The organism is Pokkaliibacter plantistimulans (assembly GCF_003194385.1).
GTDB classification, from domain to species: Bacteria; Pseudomonadota; Gammaproteobacteria; order Pseudomonadales; family Balneatricaceae; genus Pokkaliibacter; species Pokkaliibacter plantistimulans.
Map to the genome: position 1 here is coordinate 1 of NZ_LAPT01000168.1, position 3,053 is coordinate 3,053.

At 56.0% G+C, this 3,053-nt stretch carries 5 protein-coding genes; all 5 read left to right on the top strand.

Going from position 1 to position 3,053, the window contains the following annotated elements:
• The first annotated feature begins 454 nt into the window (after positions 1-454).
• Genes csx16 through cas2 form a run of 5 tightly spaced genes read left to right on the top strand, consistent with a single transcriptional unit; the run spans position 455 to position 3,021 of the window.
• On the top strand, positions 455-754 hold the full coding sequence (gene csx16, locus WH50_RS25205) for a CRISPR-associated protein Csx16 (protein WP_165838563.1): 300 nt from the start codon (positions 455-457) through the stop codon (positions 752-754).
• A gap of 9 nt (positions 755-763) precedes the next feature.
• Complete coding sequence (locus WH50_RS25210; protein WP_110190183.1) at positions 764-1,048, top strand: CRISPR-associated endonuclease Cas2; 285 nt, start codon at positions 764-766, stop codon at positions 1,046-1,048.
• A gap of 2 nt (positions 1,049-1,050) precedes the next feature.
• Entirely contained in the window at positions 1,051-2,010 is a 960-nt protein-coding gene (gene cas1, locus WH50_RS25215) for a CRISPR-associated endonuclease Cas1 (RefSeq protein ID WP_165838564.1), read from the top strand.
• On the top strand, positions 2,007-2,780 hold the full coding sequence (locus WH50_RS25220) for a CRISPR-associated endonuclease Cas1 (protein ID WP_110190179.1): 774 nt from the start codon (positions 2,007-2,009) through the stop codon (positions 2,778-2,780). The genes cas1 and WH50_RS25220 overlap by 4 nt, the downstream gene beginning before the upstream one ends.
• Positions 2,755-3,021 carry a CRISPR-associated endonuclease Cas2 gene (cas2, locus tag WH50_RS25225; protein WP_110190181.1) on the top strand — a complete coding sequence of 89 codons (267 nt, stop codon included), beginning with the start codon at positions 2,755-2,757 and terminating at the stop codon, positions 3,019-3,021. The genes WH50_RS25220 and cas2 overlap by 26 nt, the downstream gene beginning before the upstream one ends.
• The last annotated feature ends 32 nt before the right edge of the window (positions 3,022-3,053 follow it).

The following is a 3,053-nucleotide window of genomic DNA, read 5'->3' on the forward strand; positions in this document are numbered from 1 at the left end:
AGCAGGGCTCGGTTCGGACACATGTTCAAAGTTATGTTCACTACCGGGTCACGTCTTAATCCCTTTCAAAGCAGGGCTCGGTTCGGACAAACGGTGAAAGCGCACTGTCTGGGGCAGTGGTAGTCTTAATCCCTTTCAAAGCAGGGCTCGGTTCGGACTGACCGCATATAAAAAGCCGTTGTATTTCAATGATATACAAGGGCTGTTAACGGGATTTTTGAAAATTAAAAAGTTGTTCAAAATTTAACCAGTTTTGTGGGGCGTCTGATCAGTCCGAAGGCACATCCTACCCCTGGTTTTGACCCCCATGCAACTTTGTCTGCCTCCTGAAAACTTCGAAGGTCATCAGGCTGCTTTTCCTTCTGTGGCGCTTTACCTCATCGACAATATTGTCGATCACCCCCGGTGGTTCGCTTTCCTTACACTGGGCGCATTCACAGTCAAGGAAGTGCTAATGGCCCGCTGGTTTGTTTCCCGTCATTCCACCACCCTGAGCTGGCTTTGTGCTACGCAGGGTGAGGCAGACGTGATCGTGCCTCATCTTGAGAGCGTCGAACGTATTCAGCGTGGTGACCGTGTGTACGGCAATCTTCCGCTGCACCTGGCATTCGCGGTGTGTGAGCTGGGCGCGGAATATTGGGCGGTGTCGGTGCCGGTAGCGCAGGAACAGCGCGGTCAGGAGCTGGCAGATGCGCAGATTTTCCGTGATGCCGTTGTTGAGCGTTTTATGGTGACTCGTCCGGCCGAACAGTGAGGGCAAAGCATGTCTGCATCACAACTCTATATCGCTGCCTATGACGTCCGCGATCCATCGCGCCTGCGGCAAGCCTTGTATGTGCTGAAGGACTTTGCCAGCGGTGGGCAAAAGTCGGTGTTTGAGTGTTATCTGACACCTGCGGAAAAGCGCCTGCTCCTGTCGCGTATTCGTGAGGTCATCAATGAAAACATTGATGCCTTTCTACTGGTGCGCTTACCCGCGCCTCACCGGATTGAAGTGCTGGGGCAGGGCATCCTGCCGCTTAATGATGAATGGATGATTATAGGCTGAGCATGGAAACCTTATTTATTGACCGGCGAGATATTCGGCTGGATGTGGAAGGCCAGCGTTTGTTGATTCATCACCCTGAGCGACGGCTGGCCCAGTCGATTCCTCTGGCGCGGCTGGGCTGGGTGGTGATCAGTCGCAGCGTACAGCTCACCAGCGATGTGCTGTTCCGCCTGAGTGCGGCGAAGGTCAGTCTGGCGGTTATGAGTGGCCGTGGTGAACCGACCTATGCCGGTTGCGAGTTATTACGCCACGGCAATGTCGCCCGGCGGGTGTGGCAGTACCGTATGAGCCAGTCCCCTGATGTTCAGCAACGATTAAGCAGCTGGCTCGTTATAAGCAGGATGCTTCGTCAGGCACGTCTGTTACAGGTGCAGGCCTGGCAGCGGCCGCAGGCGCGTCGCATCTTGCTTGCTGCCAGTCAGGCGATTCGGGCACAGGTTCAGGCATTGCGGGCAGAAGAGGTCACGCCGTCGGTGGCACGTTTGCGTGGTATCGAGGGCAGTGCGGCGGCGCGTTATTTCGAAGGTTTGCAGGCGGCATTTGCTCCTGCGCTTAACTTTACTGGCCGTAATCGGCGCCCACCGAAGGATCCGGTGAATGTGGTGCTTTCACTGGGGTATTCCCTGTTGCATCAGCTGGCAGAACAACAACTGGTGGCTTACGGGCTGGATCCGATGATCGGCTTCTATCATCAGCTGGAGTACAGCCGCTCCTCCCTGGCCTGTGACCTGATAGAGCTCTATCGTGATCAGGTTGAGGCCATGGCTATTGAACTGTTTGCAACACAGGTACTGCGACCTGAGCACTTTACCCAGCAGGCGGATGGTTGCTTGATGACCAAAGCGGGTCGGGCGTTGTGTTATCAGGCCTTTGCCAGGTGCAAATCCCGTTGGGTGCGCAGTATGCGTAATGCATTGCGCCGTGCCCTGAGTGATCTCCCTGATGAGGAGGCGCGTGCATGACAGACAGAAGTATCAGCCTGATGCTGGATGCCCGAAAAGTGGATACCTGGCGTGTGGACGGCCCGGCAATTCGCCTGAAGTTGAAGGGTGAGCCCTGGCGCTGGTTACCTCTGCGCCGCCTGGCCCGGGTGTTCGTCGTGGGAGAGCTTACCGCCAGCTGTGCGCCGTTACTGGCCTGTTCAGACACTGCCATTCCAGTGGCGTTTTACAGCGGGCGTGGAAAATTGCGGGCAATGCTGATGCCCTCTGCCACTCAGGAAACGACGCTGGCAGCCCTGCTTGAGCGTTTGGGCTGGGATCAGCAGTTGCAGGCGATTTACGCCGACTGGGATGCTCATCAGGCCGCACACTGGTATGCCGACTTATTGGGAGAAGCACGCCCGGTATTTCGCCAGAAACAGCTGATTAACCGGATCGGCTCGGTCCTCGGCAAGTTTGATTTGCAGCAATTCTGCAGCTGGCTGGAAGGCTTTTTTGAAGCGCACCTGCGTGAGGTGCTGCAGAAGTTTGGCATCCTTCACTGCGAGCAGGCGCGGCCGGTTCAGGTACTGCTGCAGGAATGGCAACAGGCGGCCATCACGGTGCTCAGTGGCGAATGGCTGGCGGCTTTTCCCGACAAGCATGGCCCGCGCGCCGCGTGGCAATGTTTTCAGCGACATGAAGCATGGCTGACCCGTGAACGCTCCCGGCAGTTACAGCAACTGATCTGGCAACTGGAGGCAGTTCCAGAGAGGATGAAACGACATGAATGTGTGGATTCTCTGTTATGACATTCGTGAGCCAAAACGCCTGCAGCGGGTGCATCGGTTTATGTGCAAATGCGCTCAGCCTGTGCAGTATTCGGTGTTTTTGCTGATCGCTGATGACGAAGGTGTGGCCCGGCTGCTCAGGCATCTCGAAGCGTACATAGAGGATGAAGACGATGTGCGGGTCTATGGCATTCAGGCAGCCTGCCATATCGAAACGCTCGGTCAGGCCATCCTGCCAGAGGGTTTATTGTTGCTGGAGTAGTCCGGTAGCGATGCGTTTTAACAGGTCGTTGA